This window comes from Pseudomonas sp. NY11955 (genome assembly GCF_048068035.1).
Lineage (GTDB): Bacteria > Pseudomonadota > Gammaproteobacteria > Pseudomonadales > Pseudomonadaceae > Aquipseudomonas.
On sequence record NZ_JBLUPS010000004.1, the window covers coordinates 244,343 to 266,989 of the forward strand.

Below are 22,647 nucleotides of genomic sequence, written 5' to 3' on the forward strand. Positions count from 1 at the left end.
CCGTGCAACCGATATCCAACGATACCTCCCCCGCCGCAACGGCCGCGCAAACCTCCATCCCGCTGCTACTGGCGGCCCTGATGCTGGTGATGTTCCTGGCCGCCCTCGACCAGACCATCGTGTCGACCGCGCTGCCAACCATCGTCAGCGACCTGGGTGGGTTGCGCTGGCTGTCGTGGGTGGTCACCGCCTACCTGCTGGCCTCCACGGTGGTGGTGCCGCTGTATGGCAAGTTCGGCGACCAGTTCGGCCGCAAGCGCGTGCTGCAGGTCGCCATCGTGCTGTTCCTGGCAGGCTCGGCGCTGTGTGGCGCAGCACAGACCATGGCCCAGCTGATCGCCTTCCGTACCTTGCAGGGGTTGGGTGGTGGCGGCCTGATGGTGGTGGCGATGGCCGCCATCGGCGATGTCATCCCACCTGCCGAACGGGGCCGTTACCAGGGTTTGTTCGGCGGCGTGTTCGGCCTGGCCACCGTGGTCGGCCCATTGATCGGCGGTTTCCTGGTGGAGCACCTGTCCTGGCACTGGATCTTCTACATCAACCTGCCGCTGGGCCTGCTGGCGCTGGTGGTGATCGGCAGCGTGTTCCGCCCGCATGTGGCCCTGGTGCGGCATACGGTGGACTACATCGGCGCGTTCTTCCTCACCGTGGCACTGGGCGCCCTGGTGCTCATCACCAGCCTGGGCGGCAGCCTGCTGGCGTGGCAGTCGCTGGACTTGCTGTGCCTGTCGCTGTTCGCGCTGATCGGTCTGGTCGGCTTCGTCTTCGAGCAACGCCGCGCCGCCGAGCCGATCATGCCGCTGCACCTGTTCCGTCACCGCACCTTCGTGCTTGCCGGGCTGATCGGTTTTATCGTCGGGGTGTCGCTGTTCGGCGCGGTCACTTTCCTGCCGCTGTACATGCAGGTGGTGAAGGACGCCACACCGACCAGTGCCGGGCTGCAGATGCTGCCGCTGATGGGTGGCCTGCTGGTGGTGTCGGCGATTACCGGGCGGCTGATCAGCCGCTGGGGCCGCTACCGGATGTTCCCGATCCTTGGCACGCTGCTGCAAGTGGTTGCCCTGGGCCTGCTCAGCCGGCTCGAACTGGATACCCCCATGGTGCTGATGAACCTGTACATGGGTTTGCTGGGCGCCGGCCTGGGCATGGTCATGCAGGTGCTGATCCTGGCAGTGCAGAACAGCGTCGAGCCGCGCCATATGGGCGTGGCCACCTCCGGGGCAACCTTGTTCCGCTCGATTGGCGGCGCCATCGGCGTGTCGCTGTTCGGCGCACTGTTCTCGCATGCCTTGCTGGGTGGCCTTGCCAGCGATTTCGCCGCCAGCGCCGGGGGCCCGGCAAGCCTTTCGCCAGCCGCCGTGCACGCCCTGCCCGCGGCCCTGCAACACAGCTACCTGCAGGCGTTTTCCGGGGCGATGCACGGCGTGTTCCTGTTGGCTGGGGGGATCACCAGCGTGGCCTTCGCACTGTCCTGGTTGCTGCGCGAGGTGCCGCTGCGCCGGGCCTGACCGAAGCGCCGATAACCCCACAGGGCAACCAGCAACACCAGGCCCCCCGCCGCCAACGCCACCTGGAAGCCGGCGCTGGCGCCCAACCCGTCGACCACCTGCCCCGACGCCACAGCGCCCAGTGCCACGCCAACGTTCAACCCGGCCAGCAGCCAAGTCATGCCTTCGGTCAATTGGCCGGCGGGTACCAAGCGCTCCACCAGGGCCATGGCCACGATCAGGGTCGGCGCAAAAAACAGCCCGGCCAGCAACACCGCAGCAGACAACCCAAGCAGGTTGCCTGCCAGCAGCAACGGCACGGTACTGGCCGCCGTCGCCAGGCCGCCGAGCAACAACAGCCTGTGCAAAGGCGTCGCCAGGTTCAGGGCACCGAACAGCAGGCCCGCCGCACACGAGCCGATGGCGTAGCATGACAGCACGATACTGGCTGCCGCTGGCATACCGGCCTGTTCAGCGAAGGCCACGCTGACGATATCGACACTGCCCACGATCACGCCCATGGCCACCATCAACAGGGTCAGCAGGCGCACGTCCGCCTGCGCCATGACCGCTACGCGTGGGTTTCCGGTCGAATCATCGGCCTGCCGCGGTGGTTCGCTGCCTGTTTGCACGACCAAAGCGAATACCCCGATGGCCAGCAACAGCGCGGCAGCCAATGGCCCGGCCTGAGGCAGCAAGGCCACGCTGAGCCCGACCGACAAGGGTGGGCCGGCGATGAAGGTGACTTCATCGAACACCGTTTCCAGCGAATAGGCGCTCTGCAGCTGTGGTTTGTCGCGGTAAAGCGCCGTCCAGCGCGCCCGCACCATCGCCGACAAGCTTGGCATGCAGCCGGCCAGCGCGGCGGTTGGGAACAAGCACCAGGCCGGTGCCTGCCAGGTGACGCAGGCCAGCAGCGACAGCGAACCGGCCACGCTCAATGCGCTGGCGACAGGGAGCACACGGCGTTGACCATGGCGATCGACCAGACGGGAAACCTGCGGCGACAGCAGCGCATAGGTCAGCACGAACGTGGCCGCCACCGCCCCGGCCATGGCGTAACTGCCGTGCAGTTGCGCGAGCATGGTGATGATACCGATACCGGTCATGGGCAATGGCAGGCGGGCCAACAGACCGGCCAGGGTGAAGCCAAGGGTGCCGTGCGGCCGGAACAGCGCACGGTAGGTAGCGAACATGGGTCGACTCTCCTTATCGAACGGAAGCGCACTTACATTCAGCGCGTATGATTAAAACCTTATTATCATACGCATTGAATGTAAAGCGCCTTGCCCGTGCCATAGGAGGACGCTGGCATTTGCTTTTTGTAGGAGCAGCCTTGTGCTGCGAAGAGGCCGGCAAGCCAAAAGACTGTATTTGCCAGTTAGGGCCTCTTCGCAGCACAAGGCTGCTCCTACAGGGACCGTGCCGGTTTCACGGCAGGCTTTCAGGTTGATTGCGAACAGCTACCCTGCCGGGCACTGCTGCGCACCGCCTCGGCCAGCTTGCGCAGGTTAGCCTGGTGCGCACCTACCAGGCTGGTGATGCTGTTGTCAGCCGCCGTCTGCACCGAGGTGCGGCAGGTCAAGTCGGCCTGCCCCGCCGACTTCAGGCGCCACACGGCCTCCAGCGAGGCGTAACGCCCCGGCACGCTGTCGAAGCGCTGCACATCCACCCGCACTGCCGCCTTGCCATCACCTGCCGGGCCACCCAACTGGTCTTGCAGCGCGCTGCGGAACTCATCCACCAGGTTGGCCCCCCACCATTCCGTCTCAAGGATGGCCAGGCCGCTCTGCCCTTCGCGCACCACCAGCTGTGGGCGGTCGACCTGGGGCGGCAAGACGACCCTGACCACCTGGATGCGCTGGCCGCTGTCGCGCACCGGTTCACTCGGCACCAACGTGTGGTAGTTGTTCGGCGTACTGCTGCAGCCCCCGAGCCATACCAGCAGGCTGGCCACACAAACATTGCGTAGTCGTTGCATCGGCTGTCTCCTCAGGGCTCAAGGTCTGCGGGCCCGGCCGCTTTCGGCCGGCCACGAATCAGCGACTCGGGGTGGCGGCCCAGATAATCGGCAAGGTCACGCAGCGAACGTGACATGCGCTCCAGCTCATCCAGTGTTTCGCCCATTCGCTCGCGCTGCGGCGAGTCTTCGGAAATGGCCGAATTGGCCGTGCGCAGGGTCTTGTGCACTTCGTCCAGCGCCACTTTTACATCCGGCAGGGTCTGGCCATTGAATTGCTTGAGGCTGGCGCGCAGCTCACGCAGGCTGCCGTCCAAATTGCCGGCGATGCTTTCCAGCGGCAGCTTGGCGATACGCTCGACCACCCGCTGCAGCTGTTCCTGCAGCTGCTCCAGGCTGCCCGGCAGCGTGGGGATGACGATGGGGTCGGCGGCCTTGTCGAAGGCGACCTTGGGGGCATCGGGGTAGAAGTCCAGGGAAATGAACATCTGCCCGGTGATCAGGTTGCCGCTGCGCGCCTGGGCTCGCAGACCATGTTCGACAAACGTGCCGATCAGTTCCCGCGCGCCCTCCATATCGCCCGGGGTGTGCTTGAACACCGCCAGCATCTTGCGGTGCACCGGCCCCAGCCGCTGCGGGTAGATCACCGCATCGACCACGACCGGGAAGCTCTGCCGGGCAGCATCGTAGTCGAGCTGGACCGAGGTGACCCGGCCAAACTCCACACCCTTGAACTCCACCGGCGCGCCCACCGACAAGCCACGCATGGCCTGGTCGAAGCGCAGTTGCAGGTACTGCGCCTGGCCATGGGGAGGGGCCAGCGCCAGGTCGCGGTCGGCGAACAGTTGGAAGCGGGCCTGGTCGGCAGCTGGCTCGGCTTGCGGGGCGAAATCGGGCGAACCAAAGGCCAGCCCACCCACCAGGATCGATGACAACGATTCGGTATCGACCTTCAGCCCGTTGGCACCAATCTGCATGTCGACACCACTGGCATTCCAGAAGCGCGTGTCGGCGGTGACGAAGCTGTCGTAGGGTGCCTGCACGAACACGCCAATCTCCACGCCCTTGCCATCGTCCTGCAGCGCAAAAGAGACCACTTCACCGACCGGGATCTTGCGGTAGTAGATCGATGAGCCGACATCCAGCGAGCCCAGATCGCTGGCGGTTAGCACAAAACGCTTGCCCTTTTCGTCATAGGTGATCGGTGGCGGCAGCTCCAGGCCGACGAAGGACTTTTCCGGCACTTTCGACTCACCGGAATCAGCCCCGATGAAACTGCCCGAAAGCAGCGTGTCCACCCCGGAAACCCCGCCTACGCCGATGCGCGGTCGCACCACCCAGAAGCGCGCGCCCTGGGTGGCGAAAGAGCGGGCATCGTTGGACAGCTGCACGTTGGCCACCACGCTCTTCTTGTCCTCGGCCAGGTCCACCGTAGTGACTTCGCCAATCACCACGCTGCGGTATTTCACTTGGGTCTTGTGCGCCACCAGCCCCTCCCCGCTGTGGAAGGAAATGGTAATCACCGGCCCCTGCTGCATCCAGTTGCGCACCACCAGCGAAGCGCCAATCAGGATAGCCAGTATCGGCACGATCCAGACCAGCGACACCCCCCAGCGCCGCGTGCGCACGTCAACCTGCCCTGCACCGTCGCGCTTGTCAGTCTGTTGCCCCATCGATGCGGCCTCCCTCGTTGGCATGGCTATCCCAGATCAGGCGTGGATCGAAGCTCATTGCAGAAAACATGGTCAGCACCACCACCATGCCAAAAAACAGGATGCCCACCCGTGGCTCGATGGTGCCCAGCCCGCGCAGTTGCACCAGCGCCGCCACCAGCGCCACCACCATCACATCGAGCATGGACCAATAGCCGATCAGCTCGACGAAGCGGTACAACTGCGAACGCTGTCGGCAAGCCCAGGTGGAACCACGCTGGGCGGTGTACAGCAGCAGGCCGAGGGAGAAAAACTTGATCGCGGGCACGCCCACGCTGGCAATGAAGATGATCAACGCGATATCCCAGGCCCCGGCTTCCCAGAACTCCAGCACACCACCGCCAATGGTGCTGTCGCTACCACTGCCGAGCATTTCGGTGTGCATCACCGGCAGCAGGTTGGCGGGGATATAGAACACCAGCGCCGCCAGCAGAAATGCCCAGCCACGGCTGATGGCATTGCTCTTGCGCCGATGAATGGCAGCGCCGCAACGGTCGCAGGTATGCGCACCGCCACTCATGTCGCAGGCCTGGCCACAGCCATGGCACAGGCACAAGCCAAGGTCGTCTGCGTTGGCTGGGGCTGTCATACCTGCTCCCACAAGTCGCGGATGTCCTTGCCGGCAATATGGATGATCAGCATGCTCAACGCGGCCAGGGCCAGCAGGCCGATGCCGGGGATCACATCGAGCAACCCCGCCAGTTTGATCACCGCCACCATCGCCCCCAGCAGGCACACCTCCAGCATGCTCCACGGTCGCAGGCTTTCCAGGCCACGCATGCACAGGGCAAAACCGGGGGCACGCTGGCCGGCAAGGGCATAACCCAATACCCAGCACAACACGGCAATCTGCAGCAGCGGCGCGAAAATGATCGACAGCGCCATGACCAGGGCAATGAAGGTGATGCTGCCATGGCTGAGAATCTGCACCGCGTCCCACAAGGTCGCCGAATGGGTAAGCCCCTGCATGCCGATGGTCATCACCGGGTAGTAGTTGGCAAATACCAGCAGCACCCCGCCGGTCACACTCAGTGCCAGCCGCTGCTCAATGGTCAGTGAGCTATGCCGGTACAGCACCCCGCCACAACGCTGGCAAAGCGCCCGCTGGTGCTTGAGCAGCGGTGCACGGTGGTACACCGTGTCGCAATACTCGCAGATGATCAGGTCCTGAGACTGGTTCATGGTGTGCCCACAGGTAGCCCGGTGTCGGGCCAAGAGGCTAATCGGAACGGCGCCTGATATCCGGTGTAGACCATCTGGGCAAAACCGCCATCATCGGGTCGAAGGCGAACTATCCTGTGAAGCGGGCTTTCCGCCCGGTGGAGGTGTGCCATGCGTACATTCACGTGGAGTTACCTGCTGGTGCTGCTGTGTGCGGCACCGGCGGCCCAGGCGCAGTCGGTGGTGCCGCTCAAGGGCCAGAGCAGCCAGCAGACGCAACTGGATATCAATGATTGCAATACCGTCGCCACCAATGCCGCCAACAGCACGGCGACGTCCAGCGACCCCCATGTCGGTGGCCGGGTACGCGGCGCGGCCGCGGGTGCCGCCGCCGGTGCGGTCGGCGCGCAGGTGCGCGGCAACCAGCACGACGAGCTGTATGACCGGGTGGGTGACGATGCCAAGCAGCAGTACCGGCAGAACCGTGCCGGCGAAGTGGCCGCTGCCGGTGCGGCAGTCGGTGGCATGCGCCAACGTCAGGACCGCCGCCAGGACCGGCGCGACCAGGACCAGGCGAAAACCCAGGCCCATGCCAGTGCCTACAGCGGTTGCCTGCAGGGGCGTGGCTATCAGGTCAATCCCTGAGTGAGTGGCACGCCATGCCCCAGCCCGGGAGGCATGGCGTGCCCATGTTCAGAACTTGGCCAGCTCTTGCCGGCAAAACTCCACGAACAACTGCGCCGGCTTGGTCAATTGCACACGCTTCAACCACGCCGCGGCCAGCCCTGAAAGCGCCACCGGCTCGGCAATCTCCAGCATTGCCAGGCGCTGACCGTCGTAGGTGTACTCGGTGTGCGGGCGTGTGACCAGCAACGAAAAACCAAAGCCCTGCCCGACCATGCCGCGCACCATTTCGATCGACGGCGAGCTGAAGACGATGTTCGGCGTCAGCCCCATTTCGTTGAACAGGCTGACGAAATAAGTGCGGCTGGGTGCCACGTCCAGCAGGATCATCGGCTCCGGGCACAGGTCGCGCAGCGACACCTGGGCCTGGCCGGCGAAGCGGTGGTTTTCCGGCAGCAGCACATACGGCTTCTGCGGTGGCATCAACGGCTCGGCTTCGATGGTGCCGTCCAGGTCGTGGTCGTAGAGAAATGCCAGGTCGAAGGTACCGGCGGTCAGGCCCTGGATCAGGTCCTGCTGCTCGCCGTCGCGCAGGCGGATGTCCACACCTGGGTAACGTTGGCGAAAACCGGCGATCAAGCGCGGCAGGTACAACGGTGCCACGGTTTCGAAGCAGCCGATGTCGATTTGCCCGGCCACGGTGTCGTTGTCGGCCAGGGCGTTTTGCTCGAATTCGTGGGCCATCTGCAGCAGCGACTTGGTCTTGGCATAGAAGCGCTTGCCACTGGGCGTCAGTGACACACCCTGGGCATGGTGGCGGATGAACAGCTGTACGCCAAAGCTTTCCTCAAGGCTTTTGATGGCCGTGGAAATGGACGGCTGGGCGATGTACAACTGGCGCGAAGCTTCGGCAACGCTGCCAGCCTCCACGGTGGTAACGAAATACTTGAGTTGTCGCAAGGTATAGGCAGCCACGGGTACCTCTTTGACGCCAGCCTGGGCGCACGGGGATCATGCCTGACACTTTAACCCTGGTCGCTGGCGGATGGGGGCCGGGCGATGAAGCATTTACCTATGGCTTGAGCAGTTTTTTTGTTGAGCGATGGCCCAAGCCTCGCAGCGGCTGCTGGCCAAATACCCCCAAACGTCTTTACTGATAGCCAACGGCCTCAGCATTACGGTGTACGCCTATGAAGATCGTGGTCACCAGCATTCTCGTCGACGACCAGGCCAAGGCCCTGGCCTTCTACCACTACGTACTCGGTTTCGAGCCCAAGCACGACATCCCCATGGGCCGGCACCGCTGGTTGACCCTGACCTCGCCCAACGACCCCAATGGCGTCGAGCTGCTGCTGGAGCCCGACGCACACTCGGCCGCCAAAACCTACAAGGCCGCGCTCAAGCAGGACGGAATCCCTGCTACCTCGTTCGGCGTGCGTGACATCCAGGCCGAATACACCCGGCTGTGCGCGGCGGGCGTGCAGTTCACCCAGCCACCCACCGCCATGGGCCCCGTCACGGTGGCCGTGTTCGATGACACCTGTGGCAACCTGATCCAGATCGCCCAGAAACACTGACAGGCCCCCTACCGCGCAGAAAACAAGGAAAAAAGATGCGCCACGAATTCAGCGAAGTGCTCAACGACCTGGTCGATTACTTTCTGCTTGGCGACATCCAGTTGCTCGAGCGCTTCAAGCAACAACATGAACTGCCGGACGATCTGGCCTACGCCTTCACCCATGACGATAGCGGTGACCAGGCCGTGCGCGAAGGCATCGTGCTGCCGTTGGCCGGGGTCGACAACCTGCCCTACCGCATTCTGTTCACCCTCGACGGCTACACACCGGCCCTGCGCGAAGCCGGCAGCCGCCTGAAGCACCGGCGCAATGGCTATGTGCTACGGGTCGAGCATGGTGCGGTGATGCTGTACACCTGGCGCATCCTGCAGCATTTCACACCCAAGACCCTGGGTGACCTGATGGCCCGCTACCAGGTGCCGGGTCGGCCGATCATCGAGCTGGACAACGGCTGGTATGACGTGGAGGTGCTGGCGGGGGCAGTGGTTCGAGACGGGTTGTACGAGCCGGCGTTCGAGTTCGTGTTGAAGAAACGCTGGAGCCGGGGTGAAGCGGCTGGGGTGGATACCGGGTATGCCTTTGGCCTGCGTGGCTATTTCGACTGATTGATCGCTTGTACCGGCCTCTTCGCGGGCACGCCCGCTCCCACCGGTACAGCACAGTGCTCAAGACCTGTACTGTACCGGTGGGAGCGGGCGCGCCCGCGAAGGCAACCTCATTGATCAGCTGTGATTGATATCCCGGTCCTTGGTTTCCGGCAGGAAGAAAATCCCCAGCACCGCCGTCATCACCGCAATCACGATCGGGTACCACAAGCCATAGTAGATATCCCCAGTAGCCGCCACCATGGCAAACGCAACGGTCGGCAGAAAACCACCGAACCAGCCGTTACCGATGTGGTATGGCAGCGACATCGAGGTGTAGCGGATACGCGCCGGGAACAGCTCCACCAGCCAGGCGGCAATCGGGCCGTAGACCATGGTCACGTAGATCACCAGGATGGTCAGCAACAGCAGCACCATCGGGTAGTGGATCTTCGCCGGGTCGGCCTTTTCAGGGTAGCCGGCCTCTTTCAACGCACCGCCCAGCGTCGCGGTAAACGCCTCGTTCTGCACCTTGAAGTCCGCTGCCGCCAGGCTACTGCCGTCAAAACTCGGCAATACCCGTTCACCAATGCGAATCTGCGCCACGCTGCCTGGCTCAGCCGCTTCGTTGGTATAGGGAATGGCGCGCTTGGCCAGCAGGCTCTTGGCAATGTCGCAGGAACTGGTGAATTTGGCTTTGCCCACCGGGTCGAACTGGAATGCGCACTGGCCAGGGTCAGCCACCACCACGACCGGGTTCTGCTCCTGGGCGACGAACACATCCGGGTTGCCGTACTCGGTCAGCGCCTTGAAGATCGGGAAGTAGGTCAGCGCGGCGATGATGCAGCCGGCCATGATGATCTTCTTGCGGCCAATCCGGTCGGACAGGCTACCGAAAAAGATGAAGAACGGCGTGCCGATCAACAGCGAGCCGGCAATCAACAGGTTGGCGGTCTGCGGCTCGATCTTGAGCATCTGCAACAGGAAGAACAACGCATAGAACTGCCCGGTGTACCACACCACGGCCTGGCCTGCGGTACCGCCCAGCAGCGACATGATCACCACCTTGAGGTTGTCCCAGCGGGCGAACGACTCGGTCAGCGGTGCCTTGGACGCCTTGCCTTCGGCCTTCATTTTCATGAACACCGGCGACTCGTTGAGCTGCATGCGGATGTACACCGAAATCGCCAGCAACAGGATCGACAGCAGGAACGGCACCCGCCAGCCCCAGGCCTCGAACACCTCGGTGCCCATGACCGTGCGGCATGCCATGATCACCAGCAACGACAGGAACAGCCCCAGCGTGGCAGTGGTCTGAATCCAGGCGGTGAAAAAGCCGCGTCGGCCCTTGGGTGCATGTTCGGCCACATAGGTAGCGGCGCCGCCATATTCGCCCCCCAGCGCCAGGCCCTGCAGCAAACGCAAGGTGATCAGGATGACCGGCGCGGCCACGCCGATCGCGCTGTAGCTGGGTAGCAGGCCCACCAACGCGGTAGACAGGCCCATGATGACAATGGTGATGAGGAACGTGTGCTTGCGCCCGATCATGTCGCCCAGGCGGCCGAACACGATGGCACCGAAGGGCCGTACGGCAAAGCCGGCGGCAAAGGCCAGCAGCGCGAAGATGAACGCGGTGGTTTCATTGACCCCGGCGAAGAAGTGCTTGGCGATGATCGCGGCGAGAGAGCCATACAGGTAGAAGTCGTACCATTCGAACACCGTGCCCAGGGACGAGGCGAAGATGACCTTGCGCTCCTCCTTGGTGATACCGCGTTGGGGCGCGCTACTGCCCGTGGATGCGCTGTCGAGAACCGCCATGGGTTGCCTCCGTCATGTCATCATGCAGGCCGGAGGCGCCTCACAACCACTTCACCGTCGCACCCAGGCCCTGGGGCTTGCTTTGGTTGCGCGAAGCACGACGAGGCGGGCCGCCTCGGATCGCAGCAAGGTAAATGGAAGCATAATCGGGATTGCCGGGATATCCACCCGCCTGGCGATACACAGGAGAGCCGCATGGACGACACGGCAACTGCTGGCTGGCAGGGCGATATCTGGCTGGCTGACGACCACTGCCTGCTGCGCTCTACGCTAGGCAGGACCGACAGTCACGTGCACTACGCGCATCAGGTGCTGGTCGGGCTCGGTGCGGATGTCGAGGTACGCCTGGGTGAGCAGATCCGCAGCGGCCCACAGGTGCTGATCGCCTCACGGCAACCCCATGCCATCCTCAGTCATGGCGTACCTTGCCTCACCCTGTTCGCCGAACCGCTGGCGTTCGACCTGGCAGACCTTGCCCTGGCCTGCAAGCAAGCCGGCAACAGCGCCGAGCAACTGGCAGAACACCTCAGGCACTGGCCGCGCCGCCAGCTCGACCCACGCCTGGTGAAAGCGCTCGAGCGCATCCGCGCACTCGACGAGCAGACCCTGCCGGCCCAGGAACTGGCCAGCACCGCGGCGCTCTCGCTCAGCCAACTGGAACGGCTGTTCAGCGGTTCACTGAAACTGTCCGTGCGGCGGCTGGTGCTGTGGCAGCGCTTGCGTATGGCCCTGCAACGGGCGCTGGGCGGCGCCAGCCTGACCGATGCGGCATTGGCGGCAGGGTTTGCCGATTCGGCGCATTTCACCCGCAGCGTTCGCCAGCAGTTCGGCCTCAGCCCCGGGACCGCGTTGCAGCGCCTGCGTCTACGTACGCTCGGCTAAGGCTTGGCGCAGTCCAGCCGGCAGAACCGCGGGGGGATGAGCATCTGCGCTCACCCACGGCTCGCGCAATTGCGCCAGGTACGCCTGCGGATAGTCCGGTCGATCACCGATGCCCATGTCGTCGTCCGCCAGCGCATAGCCCGGCAGGTACAGTTGCGTGCCAAGCAAGCGGTCCCAAAGCGCAAAGAACAGCGCAAAGTTGACGTCGCCGGTGCTGCCGTACTTCAGGTGATGCAGGCGATGCACCGGCGCCCAGGCGAACACATGGCGCAGGCCGCCAATACGCATATCCACGTTGCTGTGTTGCAGCAACAATTGAATAGACACGCTGAACGCCAACAGCGATGCCACCTCGACAGGTAAGCCGAGCAGCAGCAACGGCAAGGTGCCGCCCAGGGTTTCGAGCAACTGGTGTACAGGGTGCTTCATCAAACCGTTGAAGCCGTACAGCCGGGTAACGCTGTGGTGCACCGCGTGCAGGCGCCACAGCAGCGGGCTGCGGTGGCTGGCGTAATGCACCAGGGTGATGCCCAGGTCGGCCAAGGCAATGGCCAGCAACAACTGCAAGGCCAGCGGCCAGTGGTCGGGCCACAGGCCTGTTTCCGGGAGCCAGTTGGCAAGCAGCGGAATCGACGCCACGCTGCACAGCGTCAGGCATTCGTTGAACAAGGCATGGCAGAGGTCGCGACGGGTATCGCCTTGTGCCTGGTTCCAGGCCGCCTTGTAAGGCATGAGCCGTTCGCAGGTGAATGACAGCAACACAGCGCTGGCCAGCAAGGGCAGCAGCCATAACGGGTGGGCTGCCAAGGACAGTGCGGCGGCAATGAAACCGAAGAAGAACAGGGGGGCGTAAAGGGTGCGCATGGGCGACTCCAGGTGGTCAGGAGCCGCCAGTGTTGAGCCAAAGGCCAGGTGAGCGCTTGAAAGAACGGCGCATGCGTTGTGGGAGCGGGCGTGCCCGCGATGAGTTCGACGCGGTGCATGGCACCGGCTGCGCCGGTGTTCGCGGGCACGCCCGCTCCCACAGGGTTGGAGGGGGTTATCGCAGGAATTGCGTGACCTCTGCCAATACCCGCTCTGCCTGCTCACGATGCGGCACATGCCCGCAGCCTTGCAGCAGCCGCACCACCCCAGGCCCAGCCGCGAGCGCCACCAGTCGTTCAGGGTGCGCCGGCGAGCCAAACTCGTCGTTATCGCCATGCAGGCTCAACAGCGGGCAACGCACCTGCGCCAACAGCGCATCGAGGTTCCAGCCGGCAAAATCCTCATCCAACCAGTTGTCCACCCAGGCCCGCAGTACCCACTCGGCCTTGCTGCCGTGGTAGCGCTCCAGCCGTTGCAACTGCCCAGGCTCGGCAAACTGCTGGTCGGCCGCACGAATGCCTTCAAGGGTGCGGGTTTCGACAAAGGCCTGCGCCGACTCGGTGATCAACCCCGCGCACTGGGTGGCGAATGCCGCTGCGCAGGCCACGGCCATGCCGCCGCCAACGCTGTGGCCGAAGACGATGAAATCGGTAATGCCAAAGTATTCGCGCAGCGCCTTGAAACCCTGTTGCGCCTCGTTCTCGACAAAGCCCAGGCGCAACCTGCCAGGGTGTGCGTCGGAGCGACCGAAGCCCAGGCGGTCATAAGCGATTACCCGGTGCCCGGTGGCTTGCGCCAACTGCGCCGGGAAGTCGCGCCACAAGGCCACGCAACCCAGCGAATCGTGCAGCAGGACAATGGGCGCCCCCTGTACCGGCAACGGCACCCATTCCTGGGCAAACAACTTGCCTGGCGCGCTGTCGATCCAGTGCTCGCGTATCTGCAGCTCGCTCATACCGCCTCCGCTACCGGCCCCTTCAACTCGACCTGGTTGCCGTCCGGGTCGTAGCAATACAGTGACAGCCCCTCGCCCTCGGCACCATAGCGCTTTTCCGCGGGCTCCACCTTCACCCCGGCGGCTTCCAGGTAGGCCGTCAATGCGGCTTCGTCGAACGGCTCGATACGCAGGCAGAAATGGTGCAGGTTGCGCCCTTCCACCCCCGGTGCCGCCCCGCCTGGCTGGCCCAACGGGCCGTCCAGGGTCACCAGGTCGATCATCGCCGTGCCCGTGGCCAGGTGCACCATGCCCAGGTCTTCGCGCACGCGGCTGACCTTGCAGCCCAGCAGCTCGGTGTAGAAGGCAACGCTGCGCGGCAGGTCGCGGACCCGCAGAACAAGGTGGTCGATGTGCTTGATAGCGAACGGTCGCATGGCGGGCTCCTTATGCCGAGTGTGCGAATACCGTCGCCACCATAGCCCAGCTTCGCCCGGCGTGACCAGAATCAGCTATTCGTTGACCAACCGTTGCAGCACGCCCCCTTCATGGCGCGTCAGGATACGCAGCAATTGGTCGACCAGCGCCCGGTCCGGCGCATCCAGGTGAAAGTGATGCCCGCCCGGGTGCCAGGAGACCTTCGCCTGGCTGGGCAAGGCGGCCTGACGCCGGGTAAAGGCCTCACCGGTGAATGCCCCCTGGCGACCAAACAGCAAGTACAACGGGCAGCGGATCTGGCTGAGCAGGTCGCAGGCTTCGCGCTCGGTCAGCGGCATGGGCTCTGGCAGCACCAGCCGTGGGTCGTGACGCCAGCAATAGCCATCGCCCAGTTGCAGCAGGTCGCGCACCGCCAGCAACCGTGCGGCACCTTCCGACAGCTCGGTGTCAAGGCGTTCGCGGCGCTGCGCCAGTGCGGTGTCCAGGTCGTCGAAGCGGCCAGCGTCCGGCTCGGCAAAACCCGGCAACTGGCTGCGCTGTACCATGCGTTTGAGCCGGTAGGCCCGCGCCAGGTGTTGCACGCGGTCATCCTCGGCGACCGTGAACGGTGCTCCCATGCCGTCGAGAAACGTCATGCTGGCAATGCCACTGGTCATGGCTGCCAGCAGCGACGCTACACCGGTGCCCATGCCATGGGCCAGCACATGGAACTGCGCCAACCCCAGGCTGTCGGTCACCGCCAGCATGTCCTGGGCATGCTCCCACAGGTAGTAGCCACTGTCGTGACGGCGATGGTCCGAACGGCCATGGCCGACCAGATCGGGCGCCACCACGAAACAGCCATCGAGCATCGGTGCCAGGCGCTCGAACGAAGCGGCGTTGTCCAGCCAGCCATGCAGGGCCAGTACCGGTATGCCCTCCTCCGGGCCCCAACAGCGCACAGCAATCTCGATACCGTCGAGGTCCAGCAAATGGTCCTTGGGACTGAACGGCGAACGCATGCTCTCTACTCCCTGGCGGGTGCCTGGCGCGTACTCGTCAGGCTGACACCCCACCTTGGCCCAGCCAAGGCTCACCTGCTGGCCCCTCGCCGACAACCGCATACGCGTGACCGACCCAGGCAGGCAATTGTCCAGGGCCTACTGCCCGCGCAGGTCCTCGAAGAAGGCCTGCCGGCCATCCACCTGGCTGGAAGCCCGTGGAGCCGCGGCCGCTTCGCCGTTGGCGGCCTCCACATGCCAGTAGCAGTGCTGCACCGCGCGGGTCACCGCCACGTAGGCCAGGCGCTGCACCTCTTCCTTTTGCGCCGTATCGAATGGCTGCGCATCACCGGCCTTGCCCAGGCCGGCTTGGCGATACACCTGGTTCTTGTACGGCGAGCTGGTCAGGTACTGGCAGTCGCCCAACATGAACACCGCATCGGCCTGCAGGCCCTTGGCACTGTGATAAGTCAGCTGGCGCAGCCGGCGTTGCTCGGCCGGCAGCGCCGCATCGGCGTGCAACACGCTTTGCAGGTGCTCGTTCATCAAGGCCCTGTCGCTGCCCTTGCGATACAGCATCATGACCGTTTCGCCCCGCTGGTAGTGCTCGATCAGTGTTTCGCCCAGGGCAGCCTCGTCACGGTCGAACACCTTGACCGGTGAACCCGGCAGTTCGGCTGCCGGGCCACTGGCGCGGGCTTTCTTGCCGGCAATCGCCGGGGTGCCCTTGACCAGGTGCTCGGCCGCGTCGATCACCTGCTGCTGGCAGCGGTAGTTGTCGACCAGCATCACCCGCGTGTTGGCCGGTGACGGGAAGGCCTTGGTGAACTCCATGAAATACTTGGGCGAACTGCCACGCCAGCCGTAGATCGACTGCCAGTCATCACCCACGCACAGCAGCGACGAATGCTGGGCGTGGCGCCCGGTGTGCATGGCCGGGCCGCGTCGGCGGATTTCGGCGAGGCTGGCCCGCAGCCAACTGACGATCTGCGGCGACACGTCCTGGAACTCGTCGATCATCAGGTGCGCCAGTGGCCGCAGCAACGGGTCTGGCAGCAGCTTCAGGTTTTCCGGGTTGTTCTCGCCGAACAGGGCGAACATGCGGTTGTAGCTCATCACCGGCGGCGACTGGTCCAGCAGGTGCGCTTCCAGCGCTTTCCAGTAAAGGGCCAGGGCTTCGAAGAACAGTGCATCGTTGTCGCCGGATGGGAAGCGCATGGCCGCCACCGCGTTGTTCACGTCCAGGCCAAGGTTCTCGATGAAGTTGGCGGCGCTGACGAAAGCATCGAGCAACGGCGCCGGGGCCAGTTCGCCCTTGACCTTGTACTCGAAGCCCGGGCCGGCCACGGCATCGCCTGCCAGCGACGCGGCCAGGCGCCGGGCCATGGCGTAGTTGTCCAGCCAGATCAGTGGCCGGTCGCAGAAGGCCTGCAACAGGGTGCGCTTGACCGCCCACTCGGCCCGCACTGCCAGCTTGGCGCCGGGGCGCTGGTACTGCGCGCTTTCCGCCGGGTCGAAGCCCAGCACCACTAAAGGCCCCTGGCCTTGCAGGCGGCCATGCACATGAAAGCGGCTGCCACGGATGTCGACGGTTTCGCGGCAGGGTTCGATGCCCTTGATCGGCCAGGCACCGGCGGCGAACCACAAGTCTTCGATCACGTCGCACAGTTCTTCGTCGCGCTGTGCCGCCAATTGGGTCACTTGGGCGCGCTTCTGCACGTCGGGGTTGTTCGGGTCCAGGGGCTTGAGCTGCAAGGCTTCGCTGCGCAACAGGCCGACCAGCTCGGCAAAACGCGGGCTTTCGCCCAGCAAGCGGCTGTAGCACTGGTTGAGCTGTTGGCGCTGGGCATCGTTCAGGCGCAGGTCGAAGGGGTTGCTGTCGGCCTCGGCCTCACGCCCCGCAGGCATCTCGTTGCCCAGCGTTTCGAATGCACGCACCTGGTCGAAGCCTGGCAGGCTGCGCACCAGCGGCAGGATGCGCGAATGGAACGTGCGCACCAGTTCGCGGGCCTGTACCGGTTGCAGGTTGATCTGCCACAGGGCGAACACTTGCAGCAGGCGCTTGATGAAGTCCTTGCGCGACTCGCGGGTGAAGGTGACCACGGTCATCGCATCCAGTTCGTAACCCAGATAGTGGCGCAACAGCAGGATGCGCAGCACCAGCGACGTCGACTTGCCCGCCCCGGCGCCGGCCACCACGCAGGTGGACGGGGTGTCACTGAAGATCAGCTTCCATTGCGCGGCGCTGGGCTGGGCCTCGGCGGGCAGGCGCTGGGCGACGTCGGCCTTGAAGCGTTTTTTCAGCTCGGCCGTCAACGGCAGGCGCCAGTCGTCAAACAGGTTGTCGTCCTGGCCGGGCACAGCGGCAATGTCGGGGCGCGAATCGCGAATCACCAGCACCTGGCGCCCGGCCTCAAAGCCAGTGACGTGGCCCTGGGACCAAGAGTCGCGGTGCTGGGCCTGCAAGCGGGTCAAACCACGCCCCAGCAGGCGAGCGACCAGGCGGCGAAACCAAGGCAATTGGGCAGGAGGGGTAAGGTCGGCGGGGGCCTGGGGTTGCTCGTGGGCCACGGTCACTCCGTTGAAAATCATAACAGCCGGCATGTTCGCCGCATCGACGGAAAATCGCCAGCGAATGCTTACAGATCAGTGGATTAGGCGATGAAGCGAATCACACTTGGCAGACAAATACATTCAATAAGCAGATCGTTTTAAGCCGATATTTACGCTTATTTTCGATCTTTATTAAGCGCATCATGGCGTCATTCCACTGATTCAAGGAGCACGATCATGCTGCAACTGCGACCCTTCGAAAGCCTCGGCCACGCCAACCACGGCTGGCTCGACGCCCACCACCATTTCTCGTTTGCCGAGTACTACGACCCGGCCCGCATGCACTGGGGCAACCTGCGGGTCTGGAACGACGACCTGATCGCAGCTGGCAGCGGCTTCCCACCGCATCCGCACCGCGACATGGAAATCATCACCTATGTACGGGAAGGCGCGATCAGCCATCAGGACAGCCTGGGTAACAAAGGCCGTACCGAAGCCGGTGACGTGCAGGTGATGAGCGCCGGTACCGGCATCGTGCACAGCGAGTACAACCTGGAAGACGTCGATACGCGCATTTTCCAGATCTGGATCGTGCCGGAGCGCACGGGTGAAGCACCGCAGTGGGGTAGCCGGCCATTCCCCAAAGGCGAACGTGGCGAAGGCTTCGTGACCCTGGCCAGCGGCCGTGCCGGTGATGAAGACAGCCTGCAGATTCGCACCGATGCACGGTTGGTAGCAGCCACCTTGCGCGCGGGCGAAACCGCCGAGTACCGCTTCGATGCCGCACGCCGGGGTTACCTGGTGCCGGCCAAGGGGCTGGTGGAAGTCAACGGGCTGCGGGCCAAGGCGCGCGATGGCGTGGCGATCGAGCAGGAAGCGGTGCTGCGGGTGACCGCCATCGAAGACAGCGAGATCGTGCTGGTGGATGTGGCCTAAAATCCCGGCTTGCGACAATGCCTGTAGGGGCAGCCTTGTGCTGCGAAGAGGCCGGTACCGACGACGCAAATGCTGCGCCTGTACCGGCCTCTTCGCAGCGCAAGGCTGCTCCTACAAGGACCGCGCAGGGCTAGAAGGGCAAGGTCAGTTTCAGCCAGTAGGCATCGCCCTGGGCACGGTTGCGCACTTCGGTTTCCTTTGACCACTTCGCCGTCACGAACCAGCCACCATCGCCGCTGTACTTGACCGATGGACCGATGGCAAAGCTGCGGCCTTTGTTGTCGTCGATGCGCTCGCCATCCAGATTGTCGTCAGTCGTCTGCCGGTAGTAATACCCCCCTACCCCCAGTACCCAACCATTGCCAAGCCCCCACCCCACGGCATAGTCCACATGAAACTCCTGCCCCGAGCGGTAATCGGTGGCCGGGTTGCGCCGGTTGAAGTCGTACATCACCTTGGCATCCAGGTTGAGCCCCGCCGGGTCGACATAGCTCATTGCATACACCGGTTCGAACACCCAGTAGTTGCGCCCTGGGTTGGCCAAGTCATCCTTGTCGTAGCGCCCGGTGGGGGCAATCATGTCGAAGGCCAGGATGCTGTGGAACTTGTCGCTATGGTGAAAGCCCAGCGCCGGGCCGAAGATCACGTCGCCCAGGCCGCTGTTGTGCTGCGACTGGCCATTGAGCGAGACCTTGACGTCTACCAGTGGCACGATCGCATGCAGCGCCAGGCTGCCGCCCAGCAGCGTGTAGTCACTCACCCAGATCAGCCGTGGCACGACGGCATTGGCCCGCACACGGAAATCCACCGGCAGTTTGCGCCCATCGTTGCCGCGCAGGTTGTCGGCTTCATAGTGGTTGACGAACAACTGGCCATAGAAGCCCGGGGGCGGCATGGCACCGGACATGTAGTTCTCGGCCCCCAACGGGTACGAGGTGCCGCCCCCTTCGGTGGCATGGGACAGGTTGGCGGCGCCGAACAACGAGGCGCACACGGCAAGGCGAAGCAGGTTCGCAAGGGTTGGGTTCATCGGGTCAACCTTTGTTGTTGTTATCGGTCGGGTGCACGCCGGCCCCCCGGGTTCGAGGCACCGGGCTTGTCTAGGCTCAGATGCGTTTGAACAGGGCCGAACGCTGGCCTTCGGCAGCACCATCGGCGGCGCTGTAGAAGCGCTCCATGAAGATGTCGCGTTCGAACAGGCGCCCCTGCATCAGGCAGGTGATGGCCGCATCGATCATCGGTGGCGGGCCGCACAGGTAGGCCTTGTGGCCGTTGAAGCGGCCATCGAAATGTTGCCTGGCGGCGTCGTGCACGTAGCCACGTACACCTTGCCAGTCCATGTCCTCGGCAGCCTGGCTGAGGGCTGGCACGTAGCTGAAGTTGGCATGGCGGGCGGCCAGCGCCTCGAACAGCTCGCGGTTGTACAGTTCGGCACGGGTACGGGCGCCCTGGAACAGGGTGATGCGCCGGGTATCACCACGCGCCAGCAAGTCCAGAATCATCGCCTGCGGGCTGGAAAGCCCCGAGCCACCGGCGATGAAAATCAGGTCGCCCGGTTGTGAGCTGCGCACGAAAAACTGCCCGTAAGGGCCGGACAGCTCCAGCGCATCGCCCACCTTGAGCGCGCGGTGAATGTGCCCGGTGGCCAAGCCACCTTCTACCAGGCGCACGTGCAGCTCCACCTCGTCGGCCTGCTGCGGCGGGTTGGCCAGGGAAAACGCGCGGGTGCCTTCGATGCCCGGCAGTTGCAGGTTCACGTACTGCCCGGCCTGGAAGGCCATCGGCCGGTCGAGCTTGAGGTGCACGCCACGTATGGTCGGCGACAGCTCCACCAGCTGGGTGACCACCGCGCGGTAGTCCTGCACCGGCAGGCCGGCGAAATCCGGGTCGACATCGATGTCGGCTTCGATCACCAGGTCACTCTGCGGTATGGCGCAGCAGGCCAGCACCTTGCCCTCGTCGCGCTCCATGTCCATCAGGGCGAAGGACGAAGCCGCGCCGAGGTCGACCTCGCCTTCCAGTACCTGGCACTTGCAGGTGGCACAGGTGCCGTGGCCACAGGCAAACGGCAGCCAAACGCCCTGGCGCAAGGCGGCTTCAAGGATGGTCTGGCCCTCCTCCACTTCAATCTGTTCACCGGTGGGTTCGATGGTGACTTGAAAGCTCATGGCGGCATTCCTCAGTTGTGGCTGCCGCCCAGGCCTTCAAGGCCAGGGGTGTGCAGGTGCAGCAGGCTCTTGTGGGCAACCCCGTTGGCGGCCAGGCCACGGGCCAGGTCAGGCGTGAACGGCTGCTCATCAAGGCGCCAGCGAGCGGCGGCAAAATCGACCTGGGCCGCATCCGGGTGCAGGGCAATAGCCGGTTTGACCACCTGCTCGATGAAAGCGGCAAAGGGCAGCGCCGGGTCCACCGGCAAGGTGAACGGGGCGCAGAACAGCAGGTGGTTTTCCCAGCACAGGTACACCAGCTGGGCACCGTGGAAGTTGGCCTGGCGGTCCAGGGGTTGGGCGGCGTAGCTGCCGATGGCGGTCACGGGCATGGCGTTGTTCCTCTTGCTCTTGTCAGGGCCGGGGCGCAGCAACGGCGCCCCGGCGGATCGGCACTTCAGACAACCTTGCGTTCGGCACCCTGCAGCGCCTGCCAGCGCTGCTGCTCGGGCGAGCCCTGGTACTCGAAGTTGTCCTGGCCGGGGGCGATGTTGTAGTAGTCGCGCACCACCGACTCGACATCGCCGCCGCCGCAGTTGCCCTGCAGGATCTGGTGCACCGGCAGCCAGGCCTGCACGTACTTGTCCGGCTCGAAGGCGAAGATGTCGCAGCAGCCATCGGAGCAGAAGTGGTAGCGCTCACCCTCATGCACCAGGCTACGGTGGCTCAGTTGCGTCGGCGCATCCGGTTCGGTGAAGGCCAGCGGGATCTGGCAGATCTGGCACAGCATCGGCAGCGTCGGGTTGTAGAAGCGCTCACCGCGCGCCTGCAACTCGCGCCAATGCTCGTAGCGCGGCCGGTAGTAGCGGTCGAAGGTGTCCGGGTACTTGGCCGACAGCCAGTCCAGTTCCTCGTCGGTGGGGACCCAGGTGTGGAAGTTGGTGGCCTGGCTGTACTGGTAGAAGATCGACCAGGCCTGATGGCTGATGTGCTCCTTGCCGATGGTGGTCTGCTCGACGTACTTCGGCGGGCGAATGCCATAGCGTTCCAGGTCCTTGAACAGCGCGCCGCCGGCCTGCTCGAAGTACACCTCCCAGGCTTCGGCCCAGGACATCACTTTATTTGGCAGCATGTAGTCCATCATCATGCCGACCAGGGTCAGCAGCCGGTAGCCGCGCCAGAACCACTTGTCGATCCAGCGCTGCACGATGGGCACGTTGTCCTCGTGCTGCTCCAGCAGGAACTTGATCACCTCCAGGCCCAGGGTCATGTGCCGAGCCTCGTCGGACTGCGCCGAGAAACCGAAGGTGACCGTGGCCATGTCGCCGTTGAACGCCGCACCCGACATGAACGGCACGAACAGCAGGTTGGTCAGCACGTACTCGAACGAGAACGAAATGGCAGTCAGGAACTCGAACGGGCCCGCCGTGCGCGCATCCTCGAAGAACGACTTGGGCACCGACAGGAACCACACCCGGTCGTGCATGTGGGCGAAGTCGTGCAGGCCGTTGAAGTGCTTGTTGTAGTGGCTCATGGCGTGCACTTGGGTCTGCACGTGGCGCAGCTCGTCGATGGCCTGCATCTGGCAGGCCACCCGCGCGCCGGCGCCGCCAAAGTGCCGGCCGACCCGGGCAAAGCCCTGATAGGCCTGGTACTCCAGGGGCGTTACGCCACTCAGGAACAGCTTCAGGGCGTTGACGTAACGGGCGTCGGAGATGTTCTGGTGGCCGTTGTTCTGGGCGAAGGCATCGAAAATGGCGTACAGCTTCTTCTCTTTCTCGGCCTGGTATTTCCAGTAGGCGTCCATGGTCAGGCGGAATGGGTCTTCCCACTTGTCCCAGTCGGTGATCTTGATGCCTTCGAACCGCTCGTAGGGGTAGATGTCCTCCTTGCGCTGATAGCTCGGTTCCCAGCCCAGGTCACGGGTCAGGCAGCGGTACTTGTCTTTCTGGTTGAGGCGCTTAGCGGCCATGGTGGCCTCCCTTGTTCT

General features: G+C 64.2%; 22 protein-coding genes. 6 read left to right on the forward strand and 16 right to left on the reverse strand.

The genetic code is table 11. The features are described from left to right. Positions 1–2: 2 nt before the first annotated feature. A complete protein-coding gene (locus tag ACNFBR_RS09740; protein WP_416734724.1) occupies positions 3–1,508 on the forward strand; it encodes an MDR family MFS transporter in 1,506 nt (501 codons plus the stop codon). On the opposite strand, the gene ACNFBR_RS09745 is transcribed toward ACNFBR_RS09740, so the two are convergent. From ACNFBR_RS09745 to ACNFBR_RS09765, 5 genes are all read right to left on the reverse strand, one after another. After that, positions 1,391–2,683 carry an MFS transporter gene (locus tag ACNFBR_RS09745; protein WP_416734725.1) on the reverse strand — a complete coding sequence of 431 codons (1,293 nt, stop codon included), beginning with the start codon at positions 2,681–2,683 and terminating at the stop codon, positions 1,391–1,393. The genes ACNFBR_RS09740 and ACNFBR_RS09745 overlap by 118 nt on opposite strands. Positions 2,684–2,931: 248 nt before the next feature. Next, complete coding sequence (locus ACNFBR_RS09750) at positions 2,932–3,468, reverse strand: PqiC family protein (protein WP_416734726.1); 537 nt, start codon at positions 3,466–3,468, stop codon at positions 2,932–2,934. An 11-nt stretch (positions 3,469–3,479) separates the two neighbouring features. After that, entirely contained in the window at positions 3,480–5,120 is a 1,641-nt protein-coding gene (locus ACNFBR_RS09755; RefSeq protein ID WP_416734727.1) for an intermembrane transport protein PqiB, read from the reverse strand. Continuing rightward, positions 5,104–5,748, reverse strand: coding sequence for a paraquat-inducible protein A (locus ACNFBR_RS09760; protein ID WP_416734728.1), 645 nt, complete (start codon positions 5,746–5,748; stop codon positions 5,104–5,106). Before ACNFBR_RS09760 ends, ACNFBR_RS09755 begins: the two co-directional genes overlap by 17 nt. Then, positions 5,745–6,341 (reverse strand): paraquat-inducible protein A, encoded by a 597-nt coding sequence (locus tag ACNFBR_RS09765; protein ID WP_416734729.1) that lies wholly within the window; start codon positions 6,339–6,341, stop codon positions 5,745–5,747. The genes ACNFBR_RS09760 and ACNFBR_RS09765 overlap by 4 nt, the downstream gene beginning before the upstream one ends. 150 nt (positions 6,342–6,491) lie before the next feature. On the opposite strand from ACNFBR_RS09765, the gene ACNFBR_RS09770 reads away from it, so the two are divergent. After that, positions 6,492–6,965 carry a hypothetical protein gene (locus ACNFBR_RS09770; protein WP_416734730.1) on the forward strand — a complete coding sequence of 158 codons (474 nt, stop codon included), beginning with the start codon at positions 6,492–6,494 and terminating at the stop codon, positions 6,963–6,965. 48 nt (positions 6,966–7,013) lie between these two features. Here the strand turns inward: ACNFBR_RS09770 and ACNFBR_RS09775 are convergent, their stop codons facing one another. Then, positions 7,014–7,919, reverse strand: coding sequence for a LysR family transcriptional regulator (locus tag ACNFBR_RS09775; RefSeq protein WP_416734731.1), 906 nt, complete (start codon positions 7,917–7,919; stop codon positions 7,014–7,016). Between the two features lie 215 nt (positions 7,920–8,134). Between ACNFBR_RS09775 and ACNFBR_RS09780 the strand changes: the two genes are divergently transcribed. Together ACNFBR_RS09780 and ACNFBR_RS09785 are read left to right on the forward strand one after the other, a co-directional pair. Next, positions 8,135–8,521: a VOC family protein gene (locus ACNFBR_RS09780; protein WP_416734732.1), complete on the forward strand. Its 387-nt coding sequence runs from the start codon at positions 8,135–8,137 to the stop codon at positions 8,519–8,521. A gap of 35 nt (positions 8,522–8,556) precedes the next feature. Next, complete coding sequence (locus ACNFBR_RS09785; RefSeq protein WP_416734733.1) at positions 8,557–9,126, forward strand: hypothetical protein; 570 nt, start codon at positions 8,557–8,559, stop codon at positions 9,124–9,126. Positions 9,127–9,243: 117 nt separating this feature from the next. On the opposite strand, the gene ACNFBR_RS09790 is transcribed toward ACNFBR_RS09785, so the two are convergent. Then, on the reverse strand, positions 9,244–10,923 hold the full coding sequence (locus ACNFBR_RS09790) for an MFS transporter (protein WP_416734734.1): 1,680 nt from the start codon (positions 10,921–10,923) through the stop codon (positions 9,244–9,246). A gap of 195 nt (positions 10,924–11,118) precedes the next feature. Between ACNFBR_RS09790 and ACNFBR_RS09795 the strand changes: the two genes are divergently transcribed. Next, the gene (locus ACNFBR_RS09795; protein ID WP_416734735.1) at positions 11,119–11,805 is read left to right on the forward strand and encodes a helix-turn-helix domain-containing protein; all 687 of its coding nucleotides are present in this window, start codon (positions 11,119–11,121) and stop codon (positions 11,803–11,805) included. On the opposite strand, the gene ACNFBR_RS09800 is transcribed toward ACNFBR_RS09795, so the two are convergent. From ACNFBR_RS09800 to ACNFBR_RS09820, 5 genes are all read right to left on the reverse strand, one after another. Then, the gene (locus ACNFBR_RS09800) at positions 11,788–12,669 is read right to left on the reverse strand and encodes a sterol desaturase family protein (protein ID WP_416734736.1); all 882 of its coding nucleotides are present in this window, start codon (positions 12,667–12,669) and stop codon (positions 11,788–11,790) included. The two genes, ACNFBR_RS09795 and ACNFBR_RS09800, sit on opposite strands and share 18 nt — an antisense overlap. A gap of 175 nt (positions 12,670–12,844) precedes the next feature. Then, positions 12,845–13,624, reverse strand: a complete 780-nt coding sequence (locus ACNFBR_RS09805; protein WP_416734737.1) for an alpha/beta fold hydrolase — start codon at positions 13,622–13,624, stop codon at positions 12,845–12,847. Next, positions 13,621–14,040 (reverse strand): VOC family protein, encoded by a 420-nt coding sequence (locus tag ACNFBR_RS09810; RefSeq protein ID WP_416734738.1) that lies wholly within the window; start codon positions 14,038–14,040, stop codon positions 13,621–13,623. Before ACNFBR_RS09810 ends, ACNFBR_RS09805 begins: the two co-directional genes overlap by 4 nt. Before the next feature lie 75 nt (positions 14,041–14,115). Further along, positions 14,116–15,042: an alpha/beta fold hydrolase gene (locus ACNFBR_RS09815; protein ID WP_416734739.1), complete on the reverse strand. Its 927-nt coding sequence runs from the start codon at positions 15,040–15,042 to the stop codon at positions 14,116–14,118. A gap of 138 nt (positions 15,043–15,180) precedes the next feature. Further along, entirely contained in the window at positions 15,181–17,625 is a 2,445-nt protein-coding gene (locus tag ACNFBR_RS09820; protein WP_416734740.1) for a UvrD-helicase domain-containing protein, read from the reverse strand. A gap of 186 nt (positions 17,626–17,811) precedes the next feature. On the opposite strand from ACNFBR_RS09820, the gene ACNFBR_RS09825 reads away from it, so the two are divergent. Beyond that, the gene (locus ACNFBR_RS09825) at positions 17,812–18,510 is read left to right on the forward strand and encodes a pirin family protein (RefSeq protein WP_012272925.1); all 699 of its coding nucleotides are present in this window, start codon (positions 17,812–17,814) and stop codon (positions 18,508–18,510) included. Positions 18,511–18,640: 130 nt separating this feature from the next. Here ACNFBR_RS09825 and ACNFBR_RS09830 read toward each other — a convergent pair whose 3' ends face one another. From ACNFBR_RS09830 to ACNFBR_RS09845, 4 genes are all read right to left on the reverse strand, one after another. Continuing rightward, a complete protein-coding gene (locus ACNFBR_RS09830) occupies positions 18,641–19,540 on the reverse strand; it encodes a SphA family protein (protein ID WP_416734741.1) in 900 nt (299 codons plus the stop codon). A 76-nt stretch (positions 19,541–19,616) separates the two neighbouring features. Then, positions 19,617–20,678 carry an NADH:ubiquinone reductase (Na(+)-transporting) subunit F gene (locus tag ACNFBR_RS09835; protein WP_416734742.1) on the reverse strand — a complete coding sequence of 354 codons (1,062 nt, stop codon included), beginning with the start codon at positions 20,676–20,678 and terminating at the stop codon, positions 19,617–19,619. Positions 20,679–20,689: 11 nt separating this feature from the next. Further along, positions 20,690–21,049, reverse strand: a complete 360-nt coding sequence (locus ACNFBR_RS09840; protein ID WP_416734743.1) for a phenol hydroxylase subunit P4 — start codon at positions 21,047–21,049, stop codon at positions 20,690–20,692. 65 nt (positions 21,050–21,114) lie between these two features. After that, positions 21,115–22,629 carry an aromatic/alkene/methane monooxygenase hydroxylase/oxygenase subunit alpha gene (locus ACNFBR_RS09845; RefSeq protein WP_416734744.1) on the reverse strand — a complete coding sequence of 505 codons (1,515 nt, stop codon included), beginning with the start codon at positions 22,627–22,629 and terminating at the stop codon, positions 21,115–21,117. Between the last annotated feature and the right edge of the window lie 18 nt (positions 22,630–22,647).